This is a genomic window from Aquamicrobium terrae (genome assembly GCF_052978165.1).
In genome coordinates, this window is the sequence record NZ_JBRKLZ010000001.1 from 1 (window position 1) to 22,744 (window position 22,744).

The window sequence follows — 22,744 nt, forward strand, 5'->3', positions numbered from 1 at the left end:
GCCAACATGTTCAAGTACGTCGACAGCCTGCGCTCGATGTCTCAGGGCCGCGCCCAGTACACGATGCAGTTCGACCATTATGAGCCGGTGCCGACCGCCGTGGCTCAGGAAGTCCAGAAGAAATACGCTTAAATCCCGTAGGGTTGCGACAGTAACTTGGTTCAATGCCCGAACGGGCTAGCAGGAATGGAGACCTCACATGGCAAAAGGTAAATTCGAGCGCACGAAGCCTCATGTGAACATTGGCACGATTGGTCACGTTGACCATGGCAAGACGTCTTTGACGGCGGCGATCACGAAGTTCTTCGGCGATTTCCGGGCGTATGACCAGATTGACAACGCGCCTGAGGAGAAGGCGCGCGGCATCACGATCTCGACCTCGCATGTGGAGTACGAGACGGAGAACCGTCACTATGCGCATGTCGACTGCCCCGGCCACGCCGACTATGTGAAGAACATGATCACGGGTGCGGCGCAGATGGACGGCGCGATCCTGGTTGTTTCGGCGGCTGACGGCCCGATGCCGCAGACGCGCGAGCACATCCTTCTGGCCCGCCAGGTTGGCGTTCCGGCGATCGTTGTGTTCCTGAACAAGTGCGACCAGGTTGACGATCCGGAGCTTCTGGAGCTGGTCGAGCTGGAGGTTCGCGAGCTTCTGTCGAAGTACGAGTTCCCGGGCGACGACACGCCGATCGTCAAGGGTTCGGCGCTGGCGGCGCTTGAGGATTCCTCGAAGGAGCTGGGCGAGGACGCGATCCGCAAGCTGATGGCCGAGGTCGACGCCTACATCCCGACGCCGGAGCGTCCGATCGACAAGCCGTTCCTGATGCCGATCGAGGACGTGTTCTCGATCTCGGGCCGCGGCACGGTTGTGACCGGCCGCGTCGAGCGCGGCGTGGTCAAGGTGGGTGAGGAACTGGAGATCGTGGGCATCCGCCCGACGACCAAGACGACCTGCACGGGCGTGGAGATGTTCCGCAAGCTGCTCGACCAGGGCCAGGCTGGCGACAACATCGGCGCGCTGCTGCGCGGCGTTGACCGTGACGGCGTCGAGCGCGGCCAGGTTCTGGCCAAGCCGGGTTCGGTGAAGCCGCACAAGAAGTTCAAGGCCGAGGCCTACATTCTGACGAAGGAGGAGGGTGGCCGTCACACGCCGTTCTTCACCAACTACCGTCCGCAGTTCTACTTCCGCACGACGGACGTGACGGGCATCGTGACGCTTCCGGCCGGCACCGAGATGGTGATGCCGGGCGACAACGTGACGGTGGACGTGGAACTGATCGTGCCGATCGCCATGGAAGAGCGCCTGCGCTTCGCCATCCGCGAGGGCGGCCGCACCGTCGGCGCCGGCATCGTCGCCGCAATCGTCGAATAAGAACAAGCAATCGATCTGTCGCGGGCGGGTAAACGCCCGCGCCGCGCCAGAACAAGGAATAGACGAATGAACGGACAGAATATCCGCATACGCCTGAAAGCGTTCGACCACCGCGTGCTCGATGCTTCGACGCGTGAGATCGTTTCGACGGCCAAGCGCACCGGCGCCAATGTCCGCGGCCCGATCCCGCTGCCGACCCGCATCGAGAAGTTCACGGTCAACCGTTCGCCGCATGTGGACAAGAAGAGCCGCGAGCAGTTCGAGATGCGCACCCACAAGCGTCTCCTCGACATCGTGGACCCGACCCCGCAGACGGTCGACGCGCTGATGAAGCTCGATCTGGCCGCCGGCGTGGACGTCGAAATCAAGCTCTAAGAGCTGAACCATGAGCTCCCAGGGGCAACCCGGAGCTCCTCTGAAGGAAAATGAACCGATGCGTTCAGGTGTAATTGCACAGAAGCTGGGAATGACCCGCATCTATAATGATGCGGGCGAGCATGTCCCCGTCACGGTTCTCCGCATGGAGAGCTGCCAGGTCGTCGCGCAGCGCACGCAGGAGAAGAACGGCTACACCGCCGTGCAGCTCGGCGTCGGGCTCGCCAAGGTGAAGAACACGTCGAAGGCGATGCGTGGCCATTTTGCCAGCGCTTCCGTGGAGCCCAAGGCCAAGCTGGCCGAGTTCCGCGTTTCCGACGACAACCTGCTCGATATCGGTGTCGAGATCACCGCCGATCACTTCGTCGCCGGCCAGAAGGTCGACGTGACCGGCACTTCGACCGGTAAGGGTTTCCAGGGTGTCATGAAGCGCCACAATTTCGGCGGCGGTCGTGCCACGCACGGTAACTCGGTGTCGCACCGCTCGCACGGTTCGACCGGCCAGCGCCAGGACCCCGGTAAGGTGTTCAAGGGCAAGAAGATGGCCGGCCACATGGGCGCCACCCGCGTCACCACGCAGAACGTCGAAGTGGTTTCCACCGATGTCGAGCGCGGCCTGATCCTCATCCGCGGCGCCGTGCCCGGCACCAAGGGTGCCTGGATCCTGGTGCGCGACGCCGTGAAGTCGGCGCTGCCCGAGAATGCGCCGAAGCCGGCGGCCTTCCGTGCCTCTGCCAAGGCGGCTGAAAAGAACGAAGCTCCGGCCACTGAGGGAGCGGAATAATGGACATCAAGATCACAACGCTCGCCGGCAAGGATGCCGGCAAGGTCGAGCTCTCCGACGAGATCTTCGGTCTTGATCCCCGCGAGGACATCCTGCAGCGCGTCGTGCGCTGGCAGCTTGCCAAGAAGCAGCAGGGCACCCATCAGGCCAAGGGCCGCGCCGACATCGCGCGCACCGGCGCCAAGATGTACAAGCAGAAGGGTACGGGCCGCGCCCGTCACCATTCGGCTCGCGCTCCGCAGTTCCGCGGCGGCGGCAAGGCCCACGGCCCGGTTTCCCGCAGCCATGAGCACGACCTGCCCAAGAAGGTCCGTGCGCTCGGCCTGAAGCACGCCCTGTCCGCCAAGGCGAAGGCGGCGTCGATCATCGTCGTCGACGAGCTGAAGCTGGAAGAGGCCAAGACCAAGTCGCTGCTGGCCAGCCTGAAGTCGCTCGGCCTGACCAATGCGCTGGTCATCGGCGGTGCGGAACTGGACGCCAACTTCAAGCTGGCTGCCACCAACATCCCGAACATCGACGTGCTGCCGGTTCAGGGCATCAACGTCTACGACATTCTGCGCCGCGGCACGCTGGTCCTTTCGAAGGCCGCCGTCGAGGCTCTCGAGGAGCGCTTCAAATGACCGACCTTCGTCATTACGATGTGATCGTCTCGCCGGCGATCACCGAAAAGTCGACCATCGCTTCCGAGCAGAACCAGGTCGTGTTCAACGTTGCCAAGAAGGCGACGAAGCCGGAAATCAAGGCTGCTGTCGAGGCGCTGTTCGGCGTCAAGGTTTCGGCTGTGAACACGCTTGTCCGCAAGGGCAAGGTCAAGCGCTTCCGCGGCACGGTTGGCCGCCAGGGCGACGTCAAGAAGGCGATCGTGACCCTGGTCGACGGTCACTCGATCGACGTCGCGACGGGCCTGTGAGCGAAGCGGCGAGGATAAGAAAATGGCATTGAAACATTACAATCCGATCACGCCGGGCACACGCCAGCTGGTCATCGTGGACCGTTCGGGCCTGCACAAGGGCAAGCCGGTCAAGGGCCTGACCGAGGGCCTGACCAAGTCGGGCGGCCGCAACAACTACGGCCGCGTCACCGCCCGCTTCATCGGCGGCGGTCACAAGCGCACCTACCGCATCATCGACTTCAAGCGTCGCAAGCTTGACGTCGTCGGCACGGTCGAGCGCCTGGAATACGACCCGAACCGCACGGCCTTCATCGCTCTGGTGAAGTACGAGGACGGCGAGCTGAGCTACATCCTGGCCCCGCAGCGCCTCGCTGCCGGCGACAAGGTGGTGGCCGGCGAAACCGCCGACGTGAAGCCGGGCAACGCGATGCCGCTGTCGGCCATGCCGGTCGGCACCATCGTGCACAACATCGAGCTGAAGCCGGGCAAGGGCGGTCAGATCGCCCGTTCGGCCGGTGCCTATGGCCAGCTCGTCGGCCGCGACCAGGGCATGGCGATCCTGCGCCTGAACTCTGGCGAGCAGCGCATCGTGCACGGTTCGTGCTTCGCGACCGTGGGCGCCGTCTCCAATCCGGAGCACGCCAACATCAAGGACGGCAAGGCTGGCCGCACGCGCTGGAGGGGCAAGCGTCCCCACAACCGCGGCGTGACGATGAACCCTGTCGACCACCCGCACGGCGGTGGTGAAGGCCGCACTTCCGGTGGTCGCCATCCGGTGACCCCGTGGGGCAAGCCGACCAAGGGCAAGAAGACGCGGTCCAACAAGGCGACCGACAAGTTCATCGTGCGCTCGCGCCATCAGCGCAAGAGCTAATAAGAGGTAAGCCTGTGACTCGTTCTGTTTGGAAAGGCCCCTTCGTTGATGGCTACCTTCTGAAGAAGGCAGACAAGGTTCGCGAAGGTGGTCGCAATGAGGTGATCAAGATGTGGAGCCGCCGCTCCACCATCCTGCCGCAGTTCGTCGGCCTCACCTTCGGTGTTTACAATGGCCAGAAGCATGTTCCCGTTTCGGTGAACGAAGACATGGTCGGCCACAAGTTCGGTGAATTTGCCCCGACCCGTACCTACTACGGTCACGGTGCGGACAAGAAGGCGAAGAGGAAGTAACGATGGGCAAGGCCAAAGCTCCGCGCAGGCTTGCTGACAACGAGGCGCGCGCCGTTCTGCGCACGATCCGTGTCAGCCCGCAGAAGCTCAATCTGGTTGCCGCGCTCATCCGTGGCAAGAAGGTCCAGACTGCGCTCAACGATCTGGAATTCTCGCGCAAGCGTATTTCCGAGACGGTGAAGAAAACGCTGGAATCGGCGATCGCAAACGCAGAGAACAACCACGACCTCGACGTTGATTCGCTGATTGTCGCGGAAGCCTATGTCGGCAAGTCGATCGTCATGAAGCGTTTCCACGCCCGTGGCCGCGGTCGCGCCAGCCGGATCGAAAAGCCGTTTTCGCACCTCACGATCGTCGTTCGTGAAGTGGAAGAGAAAGGGGAGGCCGCGTAATGGGCCAGAAAATCAATCCGATCGGTCTCCGTCTCGGCATCAACCGGACCTGGGATTCGCGCTGGTACGCGAACACCGGGGAATACGGCAAGCTGCTGCACGAGGACCTGAAGATCCGTGAATACCTGGAGAAGGAGCTGAAGCAGGCTGCCATCTCCAAGGTGGTGATCGAGCGTCCGCACAAGAAGTGCCGCGTGACCATTCACGCCGCGCGTCCGGGTCTGATCATCGGCAAGAAGGGTGCCGACATCGAGAAGCTGCGCAAGAAGCTGACCGAGATGACCCAGTCGGAGACGCACCTGAACATCGTCGAGGTGCGGAAGCCCGAGACCGACGCCACGCTGATCGCGCAGTCCATCGCGCAGCAGCTCGAGCGCCGCATCGCCTTCCGCCGCGCCATGAAGCGCGCTGTGCAGTCGGCCATGCGTCTTGGCGCCGAAGGCATCCGCATCAACTGCGCCGGCCGTCTCGGCGGCGCCGAGATCGCGCGCATGGAGTGGTACCGCGAAGGTCGCGTTCCGCTGCACACGCTGCGCGCCGATGTGGACTACGGCACTGCCGAGGCTCAGACCGCTTATGGCATCTGCGGCGTCAAGGTGTGGGTGTTCAAGGGCGAGATTCTCGAGCACGACCCGATGGCTTCCGAGCGCCGGGCGACCGAGGGCGAAGCCAATACCGGCGATCGTGGCGGCCAGCGTCGTCGCGAGCACGCCTGATAATTGAGAATTTGGAGCAAGTAAGATGCTGCAGCCAAAGCGCACAAAGTTCCGCAAGCAGTTCAAGGGCCGTATCCACGGCACCGCCAAGGGCGGCACCGATCTGAATTTCGGTGGTTTCGGACTGAAGGCGCTGGAGCCGAACCGCGTCACCGCGCGTGAGATCGAGGCGGCCCGCCGCGCGATTACCCGCGAAATGAAGCGCGCCGGCCGCGTGTGGATCCGTATTTTCCCGGATCTGCCCGTGACGAGCAAGCCCACCGAAGTCCGTATGGGCAAGGGCAAGGGCTCGGTCGATTACTGGGCGGCCCGCGTGAAGCCCGGCCGCATCATGTTCGAGATCGACGGCGTCCCGGAGGATGTCGCGCGTGAGGCGCTGCGTCTGGGTGCTGCCAAGCTTTCGGTGCGCACGCGTTTCGTGCAGCGCATCGCTGAATAAGGAAGAGCAGAGATGAAAGCTTCAGATATCCGCTCGAAGACGCAGGATCAGCTCTCTGACGAACTGGCTTCCCTGAAGAAGGAACAGTTCAACCTGCGCTTCCAGAAGGCCACCGGCCAGCTTGAGAAGACCGACCGCGTCAAGCAGGTCCGCAAGGACATCGCGCGCATCAAGACCATTGCTGCGGAAAAAGCCGCGGCCAAGAAGGCATAAGGAAAAAACCATGCCGAAGCGTATTCTGCAGGGCGTCGTCGTCAGCGACAAGAACGACAAGACCGTCGTGGTGAAGGTGGAGCGCCGCTTCACGCATCCGGTGATGAAGAAGGTCGTGCGCATGTCGAAGAAGTACAAGGCGCACGATGAGAACAACGCCCACAAGGTTGGCGACACCGTCCTGATCCAGGAATCGGCGCCGATCTCCAAGGACAAGCGCTGGGTCGTCGTGGCCCAGGACCAGGCTTGATCGGGCGTAGAGCGAATTTTGGACAGACCGGGGAGGGCAGGGCCTCTCCCAATAGAGAAGAAAAAGGCGGCCAGTCATGATTCAGATGCAAACAAACCTCGACGTGGCGGATAATTCCGGCGCACGTCGTGTCATGTGCATCAAGGTGCTGGGCGGTTCGAAGCGGAAGTACGCCTCCGTCGGCGACATCATCGTGGTGTCGATCAAGGAAGCCATTCCGCGCGGCCGCGTCAAGAAGGGCGATGTGATGAAGGCGGTCGTGGTTCGCACGGCCAAGGACATCCGCCGTCCCGACGGCAGCGTGATCCGGTTCGACAAGAACGCAGCGGTTCTGGTCGACAACAAGAAGGAGCCGGTCGGCACGCGCATCTTCGGGCCGGTTCCGCGCGAGCTTCGCGCGAAGAACCACATGAAGATCATTTCGCTCGCGCCTGAAGTGCTGTAAGGAGCCGCAACCATGCAGAAAATCCGTAAAGGCGACAAGGTTGTCGTCCTGGCCGGCAAGGACAAGGGCCGCTCCGGCGAGGTCCTCTCCGTACAGCCGAAGGAAGACACCGCCATCGTGCGTGGCGTGAACCTCATCCGCCGCCACCAGAAGCAGTCCGCTTCCCAGGAAGGCGGCATCATCACCAAGGAAGCGCCGATTCAACTCTCGAATCTCGCGCTGGCCGACCCCAAGGATGGCAAGCCGACCCGCGTCGGTTTCCGCGTCGAGAAGGACGGCAAGAAAGTGCGCTTTGCCAAGCGCTCGGGAGAAACGATCAATGGCTAAGGCAGCAGCACAGGCAGAAGCCAAGAACACGCCGCGCCTGAAGAAGGTCTACAACGAGACCATCCGCCAGGCGCTGAAGGACCAGTTCAAGTACTCCAACGAGATGCAGGTTCCGCGCATCGAGAAGATCGTGCTGAACATGGGCGTCGGCGAGGCGACCGCGGATTCCAAGAAGCCGTCCGTTGCGGCCGAGGACCTGGCCCTGATCACCGGCCAGAAGGCCGTGGTGACCCGCGCCCGCAAGTCGATCGCCGGCTTCAAGGTGCGTGAGAACATGCCGATCGGCGCGAAGGTCACCCTTCGCAATGAGAAGATGTATGAGTTCCTGGATCGTCTCGTGAACATCGCGCTGCCGCGCGTTCGCGACTTCCGGGGCCTCAACCCGAAGAGCTTTGACGGTCGTGGCAACTATGCCATGGGCCTCAAGGAGCACATCGTGTTCCCGGAGATCAACTACGACAAGGTTGATCAGATGTGGGGCATGGACATCATCGTTTGTACGACTGCGAAGACGGACGACGAAGCCCGGGCGCTGCTCAAGGCTTTCAACTTCCCCTTCCGCCAGTAACGGCAGCGAGCAAAGGAAAAATCTGAAATGGCAAAGACCAGCTCAGTCGAGAAGAACAACCGGCGCCGCAAGCTCGTCCAGCAGTATGCCGCGAAGCGCAAGGCGCTGAAGGACATCGTGATGGACCAGTCGCTGCCGCTTGAGGAGCGCTTCCGCGCCCAGCTCAAGCTGTCGGCCCTGCCGCGCAACTCGGCGAAGATCCGCATCCGCAACCGTTGTGAAGTCACCGGCCGTCCGCGCGCCTTCTATCGGAAGCTCAAGCTTTCGCGTGTCGCGCTGCGCGACCTGGGCAACACGGGCAAGATCCCGGGCCTGGTCAAGTCGAGCTGGTAAGGAGTAGACGAGATGTCCCTGAGCGATCCTCTCGGCGATATGCTGACCCGTATCCGTAACGCCTACGGCCGCAAGAAGACGACCGTGTCGACGCCGGCTTCCCGCCTGCGCGCCCGCGTCCTCGAAGTGCTGAAGGCGGAAGGTTATATTCGCGATTACAGCCAGACCGACTTCGACAACGGCAAGTCCGAGATCGAGATCGAGCTGAAGTATTTCGACGGTTCCCCGGTGGTGCGCGAGATTTCGCGCGTTTCGAAGCCCGGACGCCGCGTCTATGTTTCGGCCAAGTCGATCCCGCAGGTTGCCAACGGCCTTGGCATCGCCATCCTTTCGACGCCCAAGGGCGTGATGGCCGACCACGAGGCGCGTGAACAGAATGTCGGCGGGGAAGTTCTCTGCCAGGTCTTCTGATCCGGTAACCGTTCCCGATAGGAATTGCCGGTGAGACCCGCGTCTCCCGGCAGGACCTGAAACAATAAGAGTGACGAGGACAACACAATGTCTCGTATTGGTAAGAAGCCCCTAGCCGTGCCGCAGGGCGTGACCGCCACCGTTGACGGTCAGACCGTTACGGCCAAGGGTCCGAAGGGCGAACTGAAGTTCGTCGTCAACGACGAGGTTCTGGTCAAGCTGGAAAACGGCGAGATCAGCGTCGAGCCGCGCGACGCCTCCAAGGATGCGCGTTCCAAGTGGGGCATGTCCCGTTCGCAGATCGAGAACATCCTGGTCGGCGTCAAGGACGGTTTCGAGCGCAAGCTCGAGATCCAGGGCGTCGGCTATCGTGCCGCCATGCAGGGCAAGAACATCCAGCTTTCGCTGGGTTTCAGCCATGAAGTGATCTACGAGGCTCCGGAAGGCATCACGCTCGCCTGCCCGAAGCCGACCGAGATCAGCATCACCGGCATCGACAAGCAGAAGGTTGGCCAGGTGGCCGCCGAGATCCGCGAATACCGCCAGCCGGAGCCCTACAAGGGCAAGGGCGTGCGCTACGCGGGCGAGAAGATCTTCCGCAAGGAAGGCAAGAAGAAGTAAGAACGTCAACGCCACGGGAAGGTGTCGCGGGAGGCGCTTCGGCCTACCGCATAAGGCAGCTCCCGTTTTACAAGGCAGGAAATACACATGGCTTCCAAGGAATCCACCCAGCGCCGCGCCGCGCGCGTCCGTCGTCAGATCAAGGCCGTTGCCAACGGTCGCCCGCGTCTGTCGGTTCATCGCACGTCGAAGAACATCTATGTGCAGGTGATCGACGATGCCCAGGGCCGCACCCTGGCCGCCGCTTCGACCCTGGAAAAGGAATTCAAGTCTTCCAAGAAGACCGGCGCTGACAGCGCTGCGGCTGCCGAAGTCGGCAAGCTGATCGCCGAGCGCGCGATCAAGGCGGGCGTGAAGGAAGTGGTCTTCGACCGCGGCGCCTACATCTATCATGGCCGCGTCAAGGCCCTGGCCGAGGCTGCTCGCGAGGGCGGGCTGAGCTTCTAAGGCGGTCCGGAAAGGGCCAGCGACAAAAAAGTTGCTGACTTTTTCCTCTGGATCGTTCACAGGAGACGTGAATTTCGCCGCCGGCATCCCGAAACAGGGCTGCCGGCATTTCAGCAATCCGTGCTTCCGGAAAAAAATAAGGATCAGGATATGGCACAGGAACGTAGGGAAGGCGGCCGCGAGCGTGGCCGTGACCGCGAAGAGCGCGACGACGGCATCGTCGACAAGCTCGTTCACATCAACCGCGTCGCCAAGGTGGTGAAGGGCGGCCGTCGCTTCGGCTTCGCCGCGCTCGTCGTCGTCGGCGACCAGAAGGGCCGCGTCGGCTTCGGTCACGGCAAGGCGCGCGAAGTGCCGGAAGCCATCCGCAAGGCGACCGAATCGGCCAAGCGCGACATGATCTTCGTGCCGCTGCGCTCGGGCCGTACGCTGCACCACGACGTCGAGGGCCGTCACGGCGCCGGCCGCGTTCTGCTGCGCACCGCCAAACAGGGTACCGGTATCATCGCCGGTGGTCCGATGCGCGCTGTGTTTGAGACGCTCGGCATGCATGACGTCGTTGCCAAGTCGATGGGGTCTTCCAACCCCTACAACATGGTTCGCGCCACCTTCGATGCGCTGAAGAAGCAGATGCACCCGAAGGATGTCGCTGCCGCTCGTGGCATCAAGTACTCGACCCTCCAGGCTCGTCGCGGCACCGCCGTGGCCGCCGAGGAATAGTCGGCGCTGACGAGGGACCATCATCATGGCAAAGAAAGCTACCAAGACCATCACCGTTGAGCAGATCGGCTCGCCGATCCGCCGTCCGAAGGAGCAGCGCGCGACGCTGGTCGGCCTCGGCCTCAACAAGATGCACAAGCAGCGCACGCTGGAGGACACCCCTTCGGTGCGCGGCATGATCGCCTCCGTCTCGCATCTCGTCCGCGTCGTGGACGAGGGCTGAGCCACAGCGCAGGAGACAGAATATGAAACTCAACGAACTGCGTGACAACGAAGGCGCAACGCATTCGAAGAAGCGCGTGGGCCGTGGTATCGGCTCGGGCCTCGGCAAGACCGGCGGCCGCGGCGTGAAGGGCCAGAAGTCGCGTTCCGGCGTGGCCATCAACGGCTTCGAGGGTGGCCAGATGCCGCTCTATCGCCGTCTGCCCAAGCGCGGCTTCAAGAACCTCTTCTCGAAGAGCTACAATGCCGTGTCGCTGGCTCGCATCCAGGCTGCTATCGACGCCAAGAAGCTCGACGCCAAGGAGACGGTGACGGCCGAAGCGCTGGTCAAGGCCGGCGTCGTGCGCCGCCTCAAGGACGGCGTCCGTATCCTGTCCGACGGCGAGCTGAAGGCCAAGGTTGCCTTCGACGTTGCCGGGGCCTCCAAGGCCGCGATCGAGAAGATCGAGAAGGCTGGCGGATCGGTGAAGCTGCCCGAAGCTGCGGCGGCTGAATAATACCGGAATAACAAAGCGGCCGCGTCAATGCGGCCGCTTGCATCTTGGCCGCGCCGGGCCTATCTCGGGTCTTCGGTGATACGCGCCGCCCGAAGCGGGCCCCCGCGTCGTCCAGCGGAGAAATTTGCATGGCTTCGGCTGCTGAACAACTGGCATCCAATCTCAATTTTGCGGCCTTCGCCAAGGCCGAGGATCTGAAGAAGCGCATCTGGTTCACGCTCGGTGCGCTCTTTGTGTATCGGCTTGGCACCTATATCCCGCTGCCGGGAATCAATCCTGAAGCCTTCGCGCAGGCTTTCCAGCAGCAGAGCGGCGGCGTGCTGGGCATGTTCAACATGTTCGCCGGCGGCGCCGTCGAGCGCATGGCGATCTTCGCGCTGGGCATCATGCCCTACATCTCCGCCTCGATCATCATGCAGCTGATGACCTCGGTGATTCCCACGCTCGAAGCCTTGAAGAAGGAAGGCGAGCAGGGCCGCAAGATCATCAACCAGTACACCCGCTACGGCACGGTCCTGCTTGCGCTGGTCCAGTCCTACGGCATCGCCGTGGGCCTCCAGAGCGGCAACAACATCGTTTCCAGCCCCGGCTTGTTCTTCCAGATCTCCACGGTGATCACGCTCACGGGCGGCACCATGTTCCTGATGTGGCTGGGCGAGCAGATCACCGCCCGCGGCATCGGCAACGGCATCTCGCTGATCATCTTCGCGGGCATCGTCGCCGGCATGCCGCGCGCCATCAGCGGAACGCTGGAGCTGAGCCGCACCGGCGCACTGTCGACCGGCCTCGTGCTGGCCATCATGGCGCTCGCGGTGGTGGTCATCGCCATCATCGTTTTCGTGGAGCGCGCCCAGCGCCGCCTGCTGATCCAGTATCCGAAGCGCCAGGTCGGCAACCGCATGTTCCAGGGCGATACCTCGCACCTGCCGCTCAAGCTGAACACGTCGGGCGTCATTCCGCCGATCTTCGCGTCGTCGCTGCTCCTGCTGCCGGCCACGCTTGCCGGCTTCTCGAATACCCAGAACATGCCGGCCTGGGCTTCCAGCATCCTGTCGGCCCTCGGCCACGGCCAGCCGATCTACATGTTCCTGTACGGCGCGATGATCGTGTTCTTCGCGTTCTTCTACACGGCTATCGTCTTCAATCCGAAGGATACGGCCGACCAGCTCAAGAAGCATTCGGGCTTCATTCCCGGCTATCGCCCCGGCGAGCGCACGGCGGAATATATCGACTATGTGCTCACCCGCATCACGGTTCTGGGCGCGGTCTACCTGGTTGCCGTCTGTCTGCTGCCGGAATATCTGATTGCGGCGACGGGCGTTCCTTTCTATCTCGGCGGCACCTCGCTTCTGATCGTTGTCAGTGTGACGCTGGATACGGTCGCGCAGATCCAGGGACACCTGATCGCGCACCAGTATGAGGGATTGATCAAGAAGTCGAAGCTGCGTGGAGGAAAGAGGGGACGATGAGGCTTATACTGCTGGGCCCGCCTGGGGCGGGCAAGGGCACCCAGGCCCAGAGGCTCGTAAGCAAATACGGCATTCCGCAACTGTCCACCGGTGACATGCTGCGCGCCGCGGTGGCGGCGCAGACGCCGGTCGGCCAGCAGGCCAAGGCGATCATGGATGCCGGCGAGCTGGTCTCGGATGCCGTGGTCAATGCCATCGTCGCCGAACGCATCGACCAGCCCGATTGCGCCAAGGGCTTCATCCTTGACGGTTACCCGCGCACGCTGGCGCAGGCCGACGCTGTCGAGGCCATGCTCAAGGAGCGTGGCAAGAAGCTGGACGGCGTGATCGAGCTGGTGGTGGACGACCGTGCGCTGGTCGGCCGCATCGTCAAGCGGGCCGAGGAAGCCAAGGCTGCCGGCCAGCCGGTGCGCAAGGACGACAACCCCGTAGTGTTCGAGGAGCGTCTGCGCGAATATTACAAGAAGACCGCCCCGCTGATCGGCTATTACCATGCCAAGGGCATGCTCAAGGGCGTCGACGGCATGGCCTCGATGGACGAGGTGACGGCGCAGATCGAGGCGCTGCTGCCGGAGGCCGTCGGCTGAAACTTTTCGCCTTCACTTGACGGCAGCGGTCATGTGGAGTATGGCGACCCCTCATTCCCACAAGGCGTGAGGTGGGCGTGCCGTTTTGGCATGCTTGCTGCAACTTGAAGAAACACCTGCAAGGGCCGGCCTCCACCGGACGCGGGTAAAAGCAACAGCGTCGGCATGGCCGGCCCACATGGAGAACGAAGATGGCCCGTATAGCCGGCGTCAACATCCCGACCAACAAGCGCGTCGTTATCGCGCTGCAATATATTCACGGCATCGGCAAGAAGTTTGCCCAGGAGATCATCGACAAGGTCGGCATTCCGGCCGAGCGTCGAGTGAACCAGCTCACCGATGCCGAGGTGCTGGCGATCCGCGAGGCCATCGACCGCGATTATCAGGTCGAGGGCGACCTGCGCCGCGAAGTTTCGATGAACATCAAGCGCCTGATGGACCTTGGCTGCTACCGCGGCCTGCGCCATCGCCGCTCGCTGCCGGTTCGCGGTCAGCGCACGCACACCAACGCGCGTACCCGCAAGGGCCCGGCCAAGGCGATCGCCGGCAAGAAGAAGTAATTTCAGGGAATGGGGGAGTAGGGGAGTAGGGAAGTATGTAAAGACGCTGCGGCCTGCCGCGACGGAAACATACTCCCTTATTCCCCTACTGCCCTACTCCCCAACAGGTGTAGCCGCTGGCATTACGGCGGTGTAGAGATCAACTGAAAGGAAAAACATGGCCAAGGAAGCCGCTCGCGTTCGTCGTCGCGAACGTAAAAACATCTCGTCGGGCGTTGCCCACGTGAATTCGACCTTCAACAACACCATGATCACCATTTCCGACGCGCAGGGCAATGCGATTGCCTGGTCGTCGGCCGGTGCCCAGGGCTTCAAGGGTTCGCGCAAGTCGACCCCGTTCGCTGCCCAGATGGCTGCCGAAGACGCCGCCAAGAAGGCGCAGGAACACGGCATGCGCACGCTCGAGGTCGAGGTTTGCGGCCCCGGTTCCGGCCGTGAATCGGCTCTCCGCGCGCTTCAGGCTGCCGGCTTCACCATCACCTCGATCCGTGATGTGACGCCGATCCCGCACAATGGCTGCCGTCCGCGCAAGAAGCGCCGCGTCTGACATTTCATTTTTCGCCGCTTGAGCGCCCACGGGCGCTTTTGCGGTTTTCCAGGTCGCCCGCCACGATTGGATGGTGGTGGGGAAACGGAAGGAAGGCAATATGATCCAGAAAAACTGGCAGGAACTGATCAAGCCGAACAAGGTCGAGTTCTCGTCAAAGAACAAGACGGTGACCACGCTGGTTGCCGAGCCTCTGGAGCGTGGTTTCGGTCTCACGCTGGGCAACGCGCTTCGCCGGGTTCTGCTGTCGTCGCTGCGCGGCGCTGCCGTCACGGCTGTCCAGATCGACGGCGTGCTGCACGAGTTCTCCTCGATTGCAGGCGTGCGCGAGGACGTCACCGACATCGTCCTCAACATCAAGGAAATCGCCATCAAGATGGAAGGCGAGGGTCCCAAGCGCATGGTTGTGCGCAAGCAGGGTCCCGGTGCCGTCACCGCCGGTGACATCCAGACCGTTGGCGATGTCGAGATCCTCAACCCCGACCACGTCATCTGCACGCTGGACGAGGGTGCGGAGATCCGCATGGAGTTCACGGTCGACACCGGCAAGGGCTATGTCCCGGCCGAGCGCAACCGCGCCGAGGATGCTCCGATCGGGCTGATCCCCGTCGACAGCCTCTACTCGCCGGTCAAGAAGGTGTCCTACAAGGTCGAAAACACCCGCGAGGGCCAGGTTCTCGACTACGACAAGCTCACCATGACCATCGAGACCGACGGTTCGGTGACGGGCGAGGACGCGGTGGCTTTCGCTGCCCGCATCCTGCAGGACCAGCTCAGCCTGTTCGTCAACTTCGAGGAGCCGCAGAAGGAAACCGCCGCCGAGCAGGTGACGGAACTCGCCTTCAACCCGGCACTGTTGAAGAAGGTGGACGAGCTGGAGCTTTCGGTCCGTTCGGCCAACTGCCTCAAGAACGACAACATCGTCTACATCGGCGACCTGATCCAGAAGACCGAGGCGGAAATGCTCCGCACTCCGAATTTTGGCCGCAAGTCGCTGAACGAGATCAAGGAAGTTCTGGCTTCCATGGGCCTGCACCTCGGAATGGAGGTTCAGGACTGGCCGCCGGAGAACATCGAAGATCTCGCGAAGCGTTACGAAGACCAGTACTGAGCCTGAATAGAGCATGGTACCGAGGACCGGCTCGTCCGGTCCGACGGCCATGCGGAAAACCATCGGAGGCCGTGGCCTCCTGAATAGCTGAAGAAGGAAAAGAGCCATGCGCCACGGTTTCAAAGGCCGTCGTTTCTCACGCAGTGCAAGCCACCGCAAGGCGATGTTCGCCAACCTCGCCGTCTCGCTCATCGAGCATGAGCAGATCGTCACCACCCTGCCGAAGGCGAAGGACCTGCGTCCGATCGTCGAGAAGCTCGTCACCCTCGGCAAGCGCGGCGACCTGCACGCCCGCCGCCAGGTGATCGCGCAGATCGGCAATGAGGATGTCGTCAAGCGTCTGTTCGACACCATCGCACCGCGCTATGCGACCCGCAATGGCGGCTACCTGCGCATCATGAAGGCCGGCTTCCGCCGCGGCGACAACGCCCCGCTGGCCGTGATCGAGTTCGTCGATCGCGACACCTCGGCCAAGGGCGCCGGCGACCGCGCCCGCGTCGAGGCCGAAGGCGTTGACGAGGCCGAAGCCGCCTGATCTTTCGGGCAGCATATTCAATCGAAGGCCGGGAGATCGCTCTCCCGGCCTTTTTGCTTTTCTGCCTTTCCGTTTTTCTCAGGCACGCTCGATTGTAACGCGGTGTCGTGGGGCGCGTTTGCGACGGTTGAAATATGGCCGCAGCGGTCGCCAGGCCAGCAGCAGGGCGATGATCGCGATGTAGACCCACTGTTCCGGCCCGACCACCTTCACCGACAGGGCGTAGTGCAGCACGCCCGCCGCGGCGATGACATAGGCTAGCCGGTGCAGTTTTCCCCAGCGCGCGCCCAGCCTGCGGATCGACCAGCTGTTGGAGGTCAGCGCCAGCGGAACGAGCATCGCCAGCCCCGCCATGCCGATGGTGATGAAGGGACGCTTGGCGATATCCTCGACGATGGCAGCGAAGTTCAGGAACTGGTCGAGCACCATATAGGTGGTGAAGTGCATCAGCACATACCAGAAGGCGAGCAGCCCGAGCGCCCGGCGGTAGCGCAGCCCGTTCAGCCCGAAGATGTCGCGCAGCGGCGTGATGGCGAGCGTGGCAATGAGGAAGCGCAGCGCCCACAGGCCCAGCAGATGCTCGAATTCCTTGACCGGGTTGCCCGGCAGCCGGCCGGTGGCGCCAAGCCAGAAGCCCCAGGCGGCGGGAACGAGCCCGATGGCATAGAGTGCCCAGACGGAGGCTTTACGCAAGCGTGGCGAAAGCGGCATCAGAAGTTGGCCTTCAGGTCCAGCCCGGCATAGAGTTTGGCGACTTCTTCCTCATAGCCGTTGAAGGGCAGGGTCGGCCTCCGGTTGGCGCCGAAAAAGCCGCCTTCGCCGATGCGGGTTTCGCTGGCCTGGCTCCAGCGCGGATGATCGACCGCCGGATTGACGTTGGCATAGAAGCCGTATTCGTTCGGCGCCGCGATGTTCCAGGTGGTCGGCGGCTGCTTGTCGGTAAGCGTGATGCGTACGATCGACTTGATGCCCTTGAAGCCGTATTTCCACGGCACCACGAGCCGCACCGGCGCGCCGTTCTGGTTGGGCAAGGTCTTGCCGTAAAGGCCGAGCGCGAGGATGGTGAGCGGGTGGCGGGCCTCGTCAAGCCGCAGGCCCTCGACATAGGGCCATGCCAGGGACTGGAAGAAACCGCCCTGGCCGGGCATCTCGTCCGGCCGCACGACGGTTTCGAAAGCCACGTATTTTGCCGAGCCGAGCGGTTCGACCTTGTCGAGAAGCGCGGCCAGCGGGAAGCCCGTCCACGGGATCACCATGGACCATGCCTCGACACAACGCATCCGGTAGATGCGTTCCTCGAGCGGGAAGGCGAGCAGTTCTTCAAGGCCGAATTCGCGTGGCTTGCTAACCATGCCGTCGACCTTGACGGTCCATGGGGTCGGCTTGAATTTGCCCGACTTGGCTTTCGGGTCGCCCTTGCCGAGGCCGAACTCGTAGAAATTGTTGTAGGCGGTGACGTCGTCCTCCGATGTCAGCTTCTCATCCGTCGAGAAGCGGCTTTCCGATGCCTTCAATGCCGCGGCTCCGGCCGGAACGCTGCTTCCGAAGGCAAGCAGGCCGGCAGCACCGGCTCCGGCGAGGAAACCCCGTCTGTTCAGGAAAATCGATTCGGGCGTGATTTCCCCGGCGGCGATCCGGGGTGGGTGATAGGCAGGCATGACGGTCGCCTCGCTGGCATTGTGATGGTTGCGACATCGACTATATAACGGGCGTGGAATGCTGTTTCGACTGCCATCGGGATCACGCTTGGCCACATTTTCGTGTAGTCGGCCCAGGGCCATGCCGTGGTCGCACGCCGGCGTCGGAACCCGCAGGCCCAGGGAAGCCGCAACGCTTGGGAAGTGCCTTGAAGCGCCGCGCCAATCGGGCTTAACAAGCCTTTCATTTTGCACAATCGTCGCGACAATGGACGGCGACATTGCTCGGAGGATTCGTTCATGGCTCCCAAGCGTCTGACCGTCGCCGTTATCGGCGTCCTGTCCATGCTTCTTGCCGCGCCGTTTGCGCCACAGGCGCTTTCCCAGGAAAGGAAGGGCGAGTCGCCCGGCCTCAGCGAGGTGCTGACCGATCTGCTGCAAGGTTCCGGCGATGCGGACACGACGTCCGGCCCCGACCGCCGCGTGCCGTTCGGCCGTGAGGAGGTGCAGCTTTCCTTTGCCCCGCTGGTCAAGGAAACGGCGCCGGCCGTGGTCAATGTCTATGCTTCCAAGACGGCCCGCGTGCGCTCGCCCTTCGAGGGCGACCCGTTCTTCGAGCAGTTCTTCGGGCGTTCGATGCCGCGGGCGCAGTCCTCGCTGGGGTCGGGGGTAGTGGTCGACGAGGCCGGCTTCGTCGTTACCAATTTCCACGTCATCAAGGATGCGGACGAGGTGAAGGTGGCCATGTCCGATGGCCGCGAGTTTGCCAGCAAGGTGCTGCTGAAGGACGAGTCGCTCGACCTGGCCGTGCTGAAGATCGAGTCCGACAAGCCGTTCCCGACCATCGCCATCGGCGATTCCGACGCCTTGCAGGTGGGTGACCTCGTTCTGGCCATCGGCAATCCGTTCGGCGTCGGCCAGACGACCACCTCCGGCATCGTCTCGGCGCTGGCCCGCAGCCATATCGGCATTTCCGATTCCGGCTTCTTCATCCAGACCGACGCCGCCATCAATCCCGGCAATTCCGGCGGCGGGCTCATCAACATGGCGGGACAGTTGGTCGGCATCAACACCGCGATCTACAGCCGCAGCGGCGGCTCCATCGGCATCGGCTTCGCCATTCCCGCCAACATGGTGCGTGCCTTCGTCGAGGCCGCCAAGTCCGGCCGCGACTTCTTCGAGCGGCCCTATATCGGCGCGACCTTCGAGCCGGTGACCCCGCAGATCGCGGAATCGCTCGGCATGGAACTGCCGTACGGCGCGCTGGTTTCGGCCGTCGAGGCGGGCGGCCCGTCCGATCAGGCCGGGTTACGGCCGGGTGATGTGGTGCTGAGCTTCAACGGCGCCCGCATCGAGGGCGTGGACGCGCTCGGCTATCGGCTGGCGACGCAACCGATCGGGACGCAGGCCGCGCTCGATGTGCTGAGCAAGGGCGAGGAAAAGAAGGTCGATATCGCCTTGCAGCGGGCGCCGGAGGGCGCCGCCGACGCGCAGGTGCAACTGCGCGGACGCAGCCCCTTTGCCGGCGCCAAGGTGGCGGAACTCTCGCCCCGGCTGGCCCAGCGCCTCGGAATGAATGCCGATACGAAGGGTGTTGCCGTGGTCGAGGTGGACCGCAATTCACCTGCCGGCGATTTCGGCTTGCGGCCGGGCGACATCGTGCGCGAGGTCAATGGCCAGACCATCGACAGCGCCCGCAAGCTGGCCGACGCATCGCAGCAGAACTCGCGCTGGTGGCGTTTCACCATCGAACGCGACGGGCAGTTGATGCGCCAGGTTCTGCGCTACTGAGATCGGAAGAACATGGCGGACCTGTTCAGCCCCGATAAGCCGCTGGCGGCGCCCGTGGGACAGCCGCTCGCAGACCGGCTGCGGCCGAAGAGCCTTGCCGAGGTCGTCGGGCAGGAGCACCTGACCGGCCCGGACGGGGCGTTGACGCGCATGATCCGTTCCGGCTCGCTCGGTTCCATGATCTTCTGGGGACCACCGGGAACGGGCAAGACCACGGTGGCGCGGCTGCTGGCGGGCGAAACCAGCCTTGCCTTCGAGCAGGTTTCGGCGATCTTCACCGGTGTCGCGGACCTCAAGAAGGTGTTCGAGACGGCCCGTCTGCGCCGTGCCAACGGCCGCCAGACCTTGCTGTTCGTGGACGAGATCCATCGTTTCAACCGCGCCCAGCAGGACAGTTTCCTGCCGGTGATGGAGGATGGCACGGTCATTCTCGTCGGTGCCACGACGGAAAACCCGTCCTTCGAGCTGAACGCGGCGTTGCTGTCGCGTACCCGCGTGCTCACCTTCCGTTCGCTCGACGAGGAAAGCATCGCCAAGCTTCTGGCCCGCGCCGAGGAGGCCGAAGGCAAGCCCTTGCCGCTCGACGAGGAGGCGAGGGCGGCATTGGTGCGGATGGCGGACGGTGATGGCCGCGCTTCGCTCACGCTTTCCGAAGAGGTGTGGCGCGCGGCGGGGCCGGGCGAGGTGTTCGGTGCCGAGGGCCTGCTTGCCGTGGTTCAGCGGCGCGCGCCGATCTACGACAAGGGACAGGACGGCCATTACAATCTGATTTCGGCCCTGCACAAATCCGTGCGCGGCTCCGATCCGGACGCGGCGCTCTACTACCTTGCGCGCATGTTCGACGCGGGCGAGGACCCGCTTTATCTCGGCCGGCGGCTGGTGCGCATGGCGGTGGAGGATATCGGCCTTGCCGATCCGCAGGCGCTCGTCGTCGCCAATGCCGCCAAGGATGCCTATGATTATCTCGGCTCGCCAGAGGGTGAACTGGCCTTTGCGCAGGCCTGCGTCTACCTCGCCACGGCGCCGAAATCGAACGCCGTCTACACCGCTTTCAAGGGGGCCATGCGGGCGGCGAAGGAACATGGCTCGCTGCTGCCGCCCAAGCATATCCTCAATGCGCCGACCAAGCTGATGAAGGAAGAAAGCTACGGCGCCGGCTATCGCTACGATCACGACGAGCCGGATGCTTTTTCCGGGCAGGACTACTTCCCCGAAAAGATGGGCCGGCAGACGTTCTATGATCCGCCAGAGCGCGGTTTCGAGCGCGAAATCAGGAAGCGCCTTGAATATTGGGCCAAGCTGCGCAAGGAACGCGGCTGACATAACAACTTTCCCATGTCGCAACCCGGCTCGCAAAGGCGGGCGCTTGATGCTATCTGGCGGCCGGGATCAATGGACAGGCTCATGGCAGGCGTAGAACAGATAACGGTTGAGGCCGGCGAGGCCGGCATGCGGCTCGACCGCTGGTTCAAGGCCCATTATCCGGGCCTCGGTTTCGGCCATCTGCAGAAGCTGCTGCGGTCGGGGCAGGTCCGGGTCAATGGCGGCCGCGCCAAGGCCGACACGCGAGTCGAGCCCGGCCATGTCATCCGCATTCCGCCGCTCGACGTGGACCGCAAGGCCAGCGACCAGATGACCGGCTATTCGATCCGCAACCAGGACGATGGCGATGTGCTGGCGCGCATGCTGCTGCACGAGGACCCGAAGGTCTATGTCTTCAACAAGCCGGCCGGGCTGGCGGTGCAGGGCGGCTCGGGCGTGACCCGCAATGTCGATGACATGCTGGAAGCCCTGCGCAACAAGAAGGGCGAGAAGCCGCGTCTGGTCCACCGGCTCGACCGCGACACCTCGGGCGTGCTGGTGGTTGCGCGCACGCGGCTGGCGGCGATGAAGCTGTCGGAATCGTTCCGTCATCGCGAGACGAAGAAGACCTATTGGGCGCTGGTGAAGGGTGTTCCGCCGAAGCGCGAGGACAAGATTTCCACCTGGCTGGTCAAGGAGCAGACGCCCGATGGCGACCGCATGCGGGTGGCCAGGCACGGCGAGAAGGGCTCGGACCATGCCGTTTCCTTTTACCGCGTGGTCGAGCAGGCGGCGCAGTCGCTGTCCTGGCTGGAGATGGAGCCCTATACGGGGCGCACGCACCAGCTTCGTGTCCACGCCGCCCATATCGGCTGCCCGATCATCGGCGATCCGAAATATTTCGAAGCCGACACCAATTGGGATTTTCCAGGCGGCATGCAGAACCGCCTGCATCTGCATGCGCGCCGCATCGTTATCCCGCATCCCGACGGCGGCAGGATCGACGTGACCGCGCCCATGCCCCCGCACATGCGCCAGAGCTGGAATTTGCTCGGTTTTGACGAACAGAGCGCCGAGAACGACGCGTGAATACGGCAACGGGCGCAATCGATCGCCGCGATGCGATCGACCTGACGGCGACCGCCTTGATGATCGGGCTGACGCTGTCATGGGGCCTCAACTATGTGGCGGCCAAGATTTCCTATACGGGCTTCGATCCGCTTTTCGTATCGTTCGTCCGTGCCGCGCTCGGTGGCGCGCTGGTCTTCCTGTGGTGCCTGTGGCGGCGCATTCCACTGTTCGAGAAGGACGGCACGCTGCTGGCCGGCATGGCGGCCGGGTTGCTGTTCGGCATCGAGTTCCTGCTGTTGCTGGTCGGTCTCGAGCATACGACGGTGGCCCGCAACACGCTGCTGGTCAACGCCATGCCTTTCTGGATGCTGCTGGGCGGCCACTTCCTGCTTGGCGAGCATTTCACCGCGCGCAAGCTGTTCGGCCTGCTGCTCGCCTTCGCCGGCATGGTCGTGGTGTTTTCCGACCGGCTCGATGGGTCGGGCACCCTGGTCGGCGATGTGCTGAGCCTCGGCGCGGGAGTTGTCTGGGCCGCCACCAACCTGACCATCAAGCGCTCGCGCCTGACCAGTGTGAGCGCCGAGAAGGTGCTGCTTTACCAGCTTGCCGGCGCGTTCGTGGTCAGTGCCGTCGCGCTGCCGTTCGCGGCCGAGCCGATCCGTTCGGTGACGCCGGTGGCGACCGCCGCACTGCTGTTTCAGGCAAGCTATATCGTGGGCTTTACTTTCGTGCTGTGGTTCTGGCTGCTCAGGCGCTATCCTGCATCGGGCCTGTCCAGTTTCGCCTTCCTGACCCCGGTGTTCGGGGTTCTGTGCGGCGCGCTGCTTCTGGATGAGCCGTTGAGCTGGCGCATCGCGGCGGCGTTGTTGCTGATCGGCGTCGGGCTTATCATCGTCAACAGGCCGGTACGAAAACAGATCATCGGGTGAGGGCAGGAAGG

General features: G+C 63.3%; 35 protein-coding genes. 33 read left to right on the forward strand and 2 right to left on the reverse strand.

What is annotated here, in order from left to right:
* From ACVCNR_RS00005 to rplQ, 29 genes are all read left to right on the forward strand, one after another.
* On the forward strand, window positions 1–132 hold a 132-nt coding region (locus tag ACVCNR_RS00005), incomplete at its 5' end, for a hypothetical protein (RefSeq protein WP_447075611.1).
* 67 nt (window positions 133–199) lie between these two features.
* Window positions 200–1,375 (forward strand): elongation factor Tu, encoded by a 1,176-nt coding sequence (tuf, locus tag ACVCNR_RS00010; RefSeq protein ID WP_447073292.1) that lies wholly within the window; start codon window positions 200–202, stop codon window positions 1,373–1,375.
* 66 nt (window positions 1,376–1,441) lie between these two features.
* Window positions 1,442–1,750 (forward strand): 30S ribosomal protein S10, encoded by a 309-nt coding sequence (rpsJ, locus tag ACVCNR_RS00015; RefSeq protein ID WP_006205468.1) that lies wholly within the window; start codon window positions 1,442–1,444, stop codon window positions 1,748–1,750.
* 58 nt (window positions 1,751–1,808) lie between these two features.
* Complete coding sequence (rplC, locus tag ACVCNR_RS00020) at window positions 1,809–2,534, forward strand: 50S ribosomal protein L3 (RefSeq protein WP_354196009.1); 726 nt, start codon at window positions 1,809–1,811, stop codon at window positions 2,532–2,534.
* Window positions 2,534–3,154, forward strand: coding sequence for a 50S ribosomal protein L4 (gene rplD / locus ACVCNR_RS00025; protein ID WP_354196007.1), 621 nt, complete (start codon window positions 2,534–2,536; stop codon window positions 3,152–3,154). Before rplC ends, rplD begins: the two co-directional genes overlap by 1 nt.
* Window positions 3,151–3,444, forward strand: coding sequence for a 50S ribosomal protein L23 (locus ACVCNR_RS00030; protein ID WP_354196005.1), 294 nt, complete (start codon window positions 3,151–3,153; stop codon window positions 3,442–3,444). The genes rplD and ACVCNR_RS00030 overlap by 4 nt, the downstream gene beginning before the upstream one ends.
* A gap of 22 nt (window positions 3,445–3,466) precedes the next feature.
* Window positions 3,467–4,300 (forward strand): 50S ribosomal protein L2, encoded by an 834-nt coding sequence (gene rplB, locus ACVCNR_RS00035; RefSeq protein WP_354196003.1) that lies wholly within the window; start codon window positions 3,467–3,469, stop codon window positions 4,298–4,300.
* Between the two features lie 14 nt (window positions 4,301–4,314).
* Entirely contained in the window at window positions 4,315–4,593 is a 279-nt protein-coding gene (rpsS, locus tag ACVCNR_RS00040) for a 30S ribosomal protein S19 (protein WP_136355311.1), read from the forward strand.
* A gap of 2 nt (window positions 4,594–4,595) precedes the next feature.
* Window positions 4,596–4,985: a 50S ribosomal protein L22 gene (rplV, locus tag ACVCNR_RS00045; protein WP_354196001.1), complete on the forward strand. Its 390-nt coding sequence runs from the start codon at window positions 4,596–4,598 to the stop codon at window positions 4,983–4,985.
* Complete coding sequence (rpsC, locus tag ACVCNR_RS00050) at window positions 4,985–5,701, forward strand: 30S ribosomal protein S3 (protein ID WP_354195999.1); 717 nt, start codon at window positions 4,985–4,987, stop codon at window positions 5,699–5,701. Before rplV ends, rpsC begins: the two co-directional genes overlap by 1 nt.
* 25 nt (window positions 5,702–5,726) lie before the next feature.
* Entirely contained in the window at window positions 5,727–6,140 is a 414-nt protein-coding gene (rplP, locus tag ACVCNR_RS00055) for a 50S ribosomal protein L16 (protein ID WP_035032287.1), read from the forward strand.
* A 12-nt stretch (window positions 6,141–6,152) separates the two neighbouring features.
* On the forward strand, window positions 6,153–6,353 hold the full coding sequence (rpmC, locus tag ACVCNR_RS00060; protein ID WP_354195996.1) for a 50S ribosomal protein L29: 201 nt from the start codon (window positions 6,153–6,155) through the stop codon (window positions 6,351–6,353).
* A gap of 10 nt (window positions 6,354–6,363) precedes the next feature.
* The gene (rpsQ, locus tag ACVCNR_RS00065; RefSeq protein ID WP_354195994.1) at window positions 6,364–6,603 is read left to right on the forward strand and encodes a 30S ribosomal protein S17; all 240 of its coding nucleotides are present in this window, start codon (window positions 6,364–6,366) and stop codon (window positions 6,601–6,603) included.
* Between the two features lie 76 nt (window positions 6,604–6,679).
* A complete protein-coding gene (gene rplN, locus ACVCNR_RS00070) occupies window positions 6,680–7,048 on the forward strand; it encodes a 50S ribosomal protein L14 (RefSeq protein WP_024924768.1) in 369 nt (122 codons plus the stop codon).
* Between the two features lie 12 nt (window positions 7,049–7,060).
* Window positions 7,061–7,375: a 50S ribosomal protein L24 gene (gene rplX / locus ACVCNR_RS00075; RefSeq protein WP_354195992.1), complete on the forward strand. Its 315-nt coding sequence runs from the start codon at window positions 7,061–7,063 to the stop codon at window positions 7,373–7,375.
* Window positions 7,368–7,943: a 50S ribosomal protein L5 gene (gene rplE, locus ACVCNR_RS00080; RefSeq protein ID WP_354195990.1), complete on the forward strand. Its 576-nt coding sequence runs from the start codon at window positions 7,368–7,370 to the stop codon at window positions 7,941–7,943. The genes rplX and rplE overlap by 8 nt, the downstream gene beginning before the upstream one ends.
* A gap of 27 nt (window positions 7,944–7,970) precedes the next feature.
* On the forward strand, window positions 7,971–8,276 hold the full coding sequence (rpsN, locus tag ACVCNR_RS00085) for a 30S ribosomal protein S14 (RefSeq protein ID WP_354195988.1): 306 nt from the start codon (window positions 7,971–7,973) through the stop codon (window positions 8,274–8,276).
* A gap of 12 nt (window positions 8,277–8,288) precedes the next feature.
* The gene (rpsH, locus tag ACVCNR_RS00090; RefSeq protein WP_354195986.1) at window positions 8,289–8,687 is read left to right on the forward strand and encodes a 30S ribosomal protein S8; all 399 of its coding nucleotides are present in this window, start codon (window positions 8,289–8,291) and stop codon (window positions 8,685–8,687) included.
* Window positions 8,688–8,774: 87 nt separating this feature from the next.
* On the forward strand, window positions 8,775–9,308 hold the full coding sequence (gene rplF / locus ACVCNR_RS00095; protein ID WP_354195984.1) for a 50S ribosomal protein L6: 534 nt from the start codon (window positions 8,775–8,777) through the stop codon (window positions 9,306–9,308).
* A gap of 87 nt (window positions 9,309–9,395) precedes the next feature.
* Window positions 9,396–9,755: a 50S ribosomal protein L18 gene (gene rplR, locus ACVCNR_RS00100; RefSeq protein ID WP_354195982.1), complete on the forward strand. Its 360-nt coding sequence runs from the start codon at window positions 9,396–9,398 to the stop codon at window positions 9,753–9,755.
* 150 nt (window positions 9,756–9,905) lie between these two features.
* On the forward strand, window positions 9,906–10,475 hold the full coding sequence (rpsE, locus tag ACVCNR_RS00105; RefSeq protein WP_354195980.1) for a 30S ribosomal protein S5: 570 nt from the start codon (window positions 9,906–9,908) through the stop codon (window positions 10,473–10,475).
* 25 nt (window positions 10,476–10,500) lie between these two features.
* Window positions 10,501–10,698, forward strand: coding sequence for a 50S ribosomal protein L30 (rpmD, locus tag ACVCNR_RS00110; protein ID WP_354195978.1), 198 nt, complete (start codon window positions 10,501–10,503; stop codon window positions 10,696–10,698).
* A 22-nt stretch (window positions 10,699–10,720) separates the two neighbouring features.
* Entirely contained in the window at window positions 10,721–11,194 is a 474-nt protein-coding gene (gene rplO, locus ACVCNR_RS00115; RefSeq protein ID WP_447073300.1) for a 50S ribosomal protein L15, read from the forward strand.
* Window positions 11,195–11,322: 128 nt separating this feature from the next.
* Window positions 11,323–12,663 carry a preprotein translocase subunit SecY gene (gene secY / locus ACVCNR_RS00120; RefSeq protein WP_354195974.1) on the forward strand — a complete coding sequence of 447 codons (1,341 nt, stop codon included), beginning with the start codon at window positions 11,323–11,325 and terminating at the stop codon, window positions 12,661–12,663.
* Window positions 12,660–13,250 carry an adenylate kinase gene (locus tag ACVCNR_RS00125; protein WP_354195972.1) on the forward strand — a complete coding sequence of 197 codons (591 nt, stop codon included), beginning with the start codon at window positions 12,660–12,662 and terminating at the stop codon, window positions 13,248–13,250. Before secY ends, ACVCNR_RS00125 begins: the two co-directional genes overlap by 4 nt.
* 191 nt (window positions 13,251–13,441) lie before the next feature.
* Window positions 13,442–13,810, forward strand: a complete 369-nt coding sequence (gene rpsM, locus ACVCNR_RS00130; protein WP_354195970.1) for a 30S ribosomal protein S13 — start codon at window positions 13,442–13,444, stop codon at window positions 13,808–13,810.
* 157 nt (window positions 13,811–13,967) lie between these two features.
* Complete coding sequence (gene rpsK / locus ACVCNR_RS00135; protein WP_018427863.1) at window positions 13,968–14,357, forward strand: 30S ribosomal protein S11; 390 nt, start codon at window positions 13,968–13,970, stop codon at window positions 14,355–14,357.
* 100 nt (window positions 14,358–14,457) lie between these two features.
* Window positions 14,458–15,468: a DNA-directed RNA polymerase subunit alpha gene (locus ACVCNR_RS00140; protein ID WP_354195968.1), complete on the forward strand. Its 1,011-nt coding sequence runs from the start codon at window positions 14,458–14,460 to the stop codon at window positions 15,466–15,468.
* A gap of 106 nt (window positions 15,469–15,574) precedes the next feature.
* On the forward strand, window positions 15,575–16,003 hold the full coding sequence (gene rplQ / locus ACVCNR_RS00145; RefSeq protein WP_354195966.1) for a 50S ribosomal protein L17: 429 nt from the start codon (window positions 15,575–15,577) through the stop codon (window positions 16,001–16,003).
* Window positions 16,004–16,081: 78 nt separating this feature from the next.
* Here the strand turns inward: rplQ and msrQ are convergent, their stop codons facing one another.
* Together msrQ and msrP are read right to left on the reverse strand one after the other, a co-directional pair.
* Complete coding sequence (gene msrQ / locus ACVCNR_RS00150) at window positions 16,082–16,714, reverse strand: protein-methionine-sulfoxide reductase heme-binding subunit MsrQ (protein ID WP_447073302.1); 633 nt, start codon at window positions 16,712–16,714, stop codon at window positions 16,082–16,084.
* Window positions 16,714–17,661 carry a protein-methionine-sulfoxide reductase catalytic subunit MsrP gene (gene msrP / locus ACVCNR_RS00155; protein WP_447073303.1) on the reverse strand — a complete coding sequence of 316 codons (948 nt, stop codon included), beginning with the start codon at window positions 17,659–17,661 and terminating at the stop codon, window positions 16,714–16,716. The genes msrQ and msrP overlap by 1 nt, the downstream gene beginning before the upstream one ends.
* Window positions 17,662–17,940: 279 nt before the next feature.
* On the opposite strand from msrP, the gene ACVCNR_RS00160 reads away from it, so the two are divergent.
* The 4 genes from ACVCNR_RS00160 (at window position 17,941) to ACVCNR_RS00175 (ending at window position 22,733) form a co-directional block, all read left to right on the forward strand.
* Complete coding sequence (locus ACVCNR_RS00160; RefSeq protein ID WP_447073305.1) at window positions 17,941–19,431, forward strand: DegQ family serine endoprotease; 1,491 nt, start codon at window positions 17,941–17,943, stop codon at window positions 19,429–19,431.
* Between the two features lie 12 nt (window positions 19,432–19,443).
* Complete coding sequence (locus ACVCNR_RS00165) at window positions 19,444–20,751, forward strand: replication-associated recombination protein A (protein WP_447073307.1); 1,308 nt, start codon at window positions 19,444–19,446, stop codon at window positions 20,749–20,751.
* Window positions 20,752–20,835: 84 nt separating this feature from the next.
* Window positions 20,836–21,822, forward strand: coding sequence for an RluA family pseudouridine synthase (locus ACVCNR_RS00170; RefSeq protein ID WP_354195956.1), 987 nt, complete (start codon window positions 20,836–20,838; stop codon window positions 21,820–21,822).
* The gene (locus ACVCNR_RS00175) at window positions 21,819–22,733 is read left to right on the forward strand and encodes a DMT family transporter (RefSeq protein WP_447073309.1); all 915 of its coding nucleotides are present in this window, start codon (window positions 21,819–21,821) and stop codon (window positions 22,731–22,733) included. Before ACVCNR_RS00170 ends, ACVCNR_RS00175 begins: the two co-directional genes overlap by 4 nt.
* Window positions 22,734–22,744 lie beyond the last annotated feature (11 nt).

Coding starts and splice junctions, on each gene's coding strand:
- tuf (WP_447073292.1), top strand. CDS start 200: ATGGCAAAAGGTAAATTCGAGCGCACGAAGCCTCATGTGAACATTGGC.
- rpsJ (WP_006205468.1), top strand. CDS start 1,442: ATGAACGGACAGAATATCCGCATACGCCTGAAAGCGTTCGACCACCGC.
- rplC (WP_354196009.1), top strand. CDS start 1,809: ATGCGTTCAGGTGTAATTGCACAGAAGCTGGGAATGACCCGCATCTAT.
- rplD (WP_354196007.1), top strand. CDS start 2,534: ATGGACATCAAGATCACAACGCTCGCCGGCAAGGATGCCGGCAAGGTC.
- ACVCNR_RS00030 (WP_354196005.1), top strand. CDS start 3,151: ATGACCGACCTTCGTCATTACGATGTGATCGTCTCGCCGGCGATCACC.
- rplB (WP_354196003.1), top strand. CDS start 3,467: ATGGCATTGAAACATTACAATCCGATCACGCCGGGCACACGCCAGCTG.
- rplV (WP_354196001.1), top strand. CDS start 4,596: ATGGGCAAGGCCAAAGCTCCGCGCAGGCTTGCTGACAACGAGGCGCGC.
- rpsC (WP_354195999.1), top strand. CDS start 4,985: ATGGGCCAGAAAATCAATCCGATCGGTCTCCGTCTCGGCATCAACCGG.
- rplP (WP_035032287.1), top strand. CDS start 5,727: ATGCTGCAGCCAAAGCGCACAAAGTTCCGCAAGCAGTTCAAGGGCCGT.
- rpmC (WP_354195996.1), top strand. CDS start 6,153: ATGAAAGCTTCAGATATCCGCTCGAAGACGCAGGATCAGCTCTCTGAC.
- rpsQ (WP_354195994.1), top strand. CDS start 6,364: ATGCCGAAGCGTATTCTGCAGGGCGTCGTCGTCAGCGACAAGAACGAC.
- rplN (WP_024924768.1), top strand. CDS start 6,680: ATGATTCAGATGCAAACAAACCTCGACGTGGCGGATAATTCCGGCGCA.
- rplX (WP_354195992.1), top strand. CDS start 7,061: ATGCAGAAAATCCGTAAAGGCGACAAGGTTGTCGTCCTGGCCGGCAAG.
- rplE (WP_354195990.1), top strand. CDS start 7,368: ATGGCTAAGGCAGCAGCACAGGCAGAAGCCAAGAACACGCCGCGCCTG.
- rpsN (WP_354195988.1), top strand. CDS start 7,971: ATGGCAAAGACCAGCTCAGTCGAGAAGAACAACCGGCGCCGCAAGCTC.
- rpsH (WP_354195986.1), top strand. CDS start 8,289: ATGTCCCTGAGCGATCCTCTCGGCGATATGCTGACCCGTATCCGTAAC.
- rplF (WP_354195984.1), top strand. CDS start 8,775: ATGTCTCGTATTGGTAAGAAGCCCCTAGCCGTGCCGCAGGGCGTGACC.
- rplR (WP_354195982.1), top strand. CDS start 9,396: ATGGCTTCCAAGGAATCCACCCAGCGCCGCGCCGCGCGCGTCCGTCGT.
- rpsE (WP_354195980.1), top strand. CDS start 9,906: ATGGCACAGGAACGTAGGGAAGGCGGCCGCGAGCGTGGCCGTGACCGC.
- rpmD (WP_354195978.1), top strand. CDS start 10,501: ATGGCAAAGAAAGCTACCAAGACCATCACCGTTGAGCAGATCGGCTCG.
- rplO (WP_447073300.1), top strand. CDS start 10,721: ATGAAACTCAACGAACTGCGTGACAACGAAGGCGCAACGCATTCGAAG.
- secY (WP_354195974.1), top strand. CDS start 11,323: ATGGCTTCGGCTGCTGAACAACTGGCATCCAATCTCAATTTTGCGGCC.
- ACVCNR_RS00125 (WP_354195972.1), top strand. CDS start 12,660: ATGAGGCTTATACTGCTGGGCCCGCCTGGGGCGGGCAAGGGCACCCAG.
- rpsM (WP_354195970.1), top strand. CDS start 13,442: ATGGCCCGTATAGCCGGCGTCAACATCCCGACCAACAAGCGCGTCGTT.
- rpsK (WP_018427863.1), top strand. CDS start 13,968: ATGGCCAAGGAAGCCGCTCGCGTTCGTCGTCGCGAACGTAAAAACATC.
- ACVCNR_RS00140 (WP_354195968.1), top strand. CDS start 14,458: ATGATCCAGAAAAACTGGCAGGAACTGATCAAGCCGAACAAGGTCGAG.
- rplQ (WP_354195966.1), top strand. CDS start 15,575: ATGCGCCACGGTTTCAAAGGCCGTCGTTTCTCACGCAGTGCAAGCCAC.
- msrQ (WP_447073302.1), bottom strand. CDS start 16,714: ATGCCGCTTTCGCCACGCTTGCGTAAAGCCTCCGTCTGGGCACTCTAT.
- msrP (WP_447073303.1), bottom strand. CDS start 17,661: ATGCCTGCCTATCACCCACCCCGGATCGCCGCCGGGGAAATCACGCCC.
- ACVCNR_RS00160 (WP_447073305.1), top strand. CDS start 17,941: ATGGCTCCCAAGCGTCTGACCGTCGCCGTTATCGGCGTCCTGTCCATG.
- ACVCNR_RS00165 (WP_447073307.1), top strand. CDS start 19,444: ATGGCGGACCTGTTCAGCCCCGATAAGCCGCTGGCGGCGCCCGTGGGA.
- ACVCNR_RS00170 (WP_354195956.1), top strand. CDS start 20,836: ATGGCAGGCGTAGAACAGATAACGGTTGAGGCCGGCGAGGCCGGCATG.